This window comes from Streptomyces sp. NPDC057486, from assembly GCF_042802415.1.
Classification (GTDB): Bacteria; Actinomycetota; Actinomycetes; order Streptomycetales; family Streptomycetaceae; genus Streptomyces; species Streptomyces yanii.
Map to the genome: position 1 here is coordinate 1 of NZ_JBHVEE010000304.1, position 2,025 is coordinate 2,025.

2 protein-coding genes are annotated in these 2,025 nt (G+C 71.2%); one reads left to right on the plus strand and one right to left on the minus strand.

All coding sequences use genetic code 11. The annotated features are described in order from the left end of the window. Positions 1-31: 31 nt before the first annotated feature. Positions 32-403: a thioredoxin gene (trxA, locus tag ACFU6I_RS48485; RefSeq protein ID WP_384380958.1), complete on the minus strand. Its 372-nt coding sequence runs from the start codon at positions 401-403 to the stop codon at positions 32-34. A gap of 117 nt (positions 404-520) precedes the next feature. On the opposite strand from trxA, the gene ACFU6I_RS48490 reads away from it, so the two are divergent. Further along, on the plus strand, positions 521-1,960 hold the full coding sequence (locus ACFU6I_RS48490) for a dihydrolipoyl dehydrogenase family protein (protein WP_384380961.1): 1,440 nt from the start codon (positions 521-523) through the stop codon (positions 1,958-1,960). Positions 1,961-2,025 lie beyond the last annotated feature (65 nt).

Here is a 2,025-nt window from a genome sequence, read left to right on the forward strand (position 1 = left end):
GGACCCCTGCGGCGTCGCTCGCTCGCGCTGTCTACTTCTCGCCCTTCTGCTGGTCCGCGATGGACTTGCGGACCTCGTCCATGTCCAGCTTGCGGGCCTGCCCGATGACATCCTCGAGCGCCGCCTCCGGCAGGGCCCCCGGCTGGGAGAACACCGCCACATTGTCCCGGACGATCATCAGGGTCGGAATGGACCGGATCTCGAAGGCCGCCGCCAGCTCCTGCTGCGCCTCCGTGTCGACCTTCGCGAAGACCAGGTCGTCGTGGCGCTCGGACGCTGCGTCGTACACCGGCGCGAATTGCCGACACGGGCCGCACCAGGAAGCCCAGAAGTCGATCAGGATGAACTCGTTCTCGCTGACGACCTGATCGAAGTTTTCCTTGGTGAGCTCTACGGTGCTCATGCTCTCGTTACCTCTTCCTGTGCCCGTTCGGACGTGTCCGGCACAACGGTGCCCGGCTCTGCGCTATTCCGCCTGCCCATGTGGCCGGGGCTCACACCCCCGGTCAGACTGTCCCCCATGACAGATGCTGTGGAGAACGCTGTGTACGACGTCGTGGTGATCGGTGCAGGGCCTGTGGGTGAGAACGTGGCGGACCGGACCCGGGCTGCCGGACTGTCCACGGCGGTCGTCGAGACGGAGCTCGTCGGCGGCGAGTGCTCGTACTGGGCGTGCATGCCGAGCAAGGCGCTGTTGCGTCCGGTCGTGGCCCGCGCCGATGCGCGCAAGGTCCCCGGACTCAGCGCGGCTGTCCAGGGCCCCCTGGACGCGGAGGCCGTCCTCGCCCACCGTGACGAGTACGCCTCGCACTGGAAGGACGACGGACAGGTCGCCTGGCTGAAGGGGATCGGGGCGGACCTCTACCGGGGTCGGGGACGCCTGACGGGTACGAAGGCGGTCTCCGTCACAGGCCCTGACGGCTCCGAACACCGGCTGACCGCCCGGCACGCCGTCGCCGTCTGCACCGGCAGCCGCGCCGTCGTTCCCGACCTTCCCGGAGTCGCCGACGCCCGCCCCTGGACCAGCCGGGAGGCGACCAGCGCCAAGGAGGTGCCGGGCCGACTGGTGATCGTCGGCGGGGGAGTCGTCGGCGTGGAGATGGCCACCGTCTGGCAGGCTCTCGGCGCGCACGTGACGATGCTGATCCGCGGCAAAGGGCTGCTGCCGAAGATGGAGCCGTTCGCGGGCGAGCTGGTCGCCGAGGCCCTCATCGAGGCCGGAGCCGGCATCCGTACGGGCGTCTCCGCCACCTCCGTGCGACGTGCCGGCCCCGACGGGCCGGTCACCGTGGAGCTGGACAACGGCGAGCGCATCGAGACCGACGAGATCCTCTTCGCCACCGGCCGTGCCCCGCGCACCGACGACCTCGGGCTGGAGACGGTGGAACTGAAACCCGGATCCTGGCTGGAGGTCGACGACAGCTGCCGCGTCGAGGGCAGCAACTGGCTGTACGCAGTCGGCGACGTCAATCACCGGGCGCTCCTCACCCACCAGGGCAAGTACCAGGCCCGCATCGCGGGTGCCGCGATCGCCGCCCGAGCGCAGGGCACCGTGCCGCTGTCGACCGAGCGCTGGGGCGCACACGCCGCCACCGCCGACCACGCGGCCGTCCCCCAGGTCGTCTTCACCGACCCGGAGGCCGCATCCGTCGGGCTCACCCTCGCCGCGGCCGAGCGCGCCGGGCACCGGGTCCGCGCCGTCGACCACGACCTCGCCGCCGTCGCCGGCTCCGGACTGTACGCGGACGGCTACCGGGGCCGCGCGCGCATGATCGTCGACCTCGACCGCGAGATCGTACTCGGCGTCACCTTCGTCGGCCCCGGCATCGGCGAGCTGCTGCACTCGGCGACGGTCGCCGTTGCGGGTGAGGTCCCCATCGACCGGCTCTGGCACGCGGTCCCCGCCTATCCGACGATCAGCGAGGTGTGGCTGCGCCTGCTGGAGGCGTACCGCGGCTGACCACGGCTGGTGAGCCGGTGCGTCGGCGACGGGTCCCGACGTCCCTCGGAGGGACGTCGGGACCC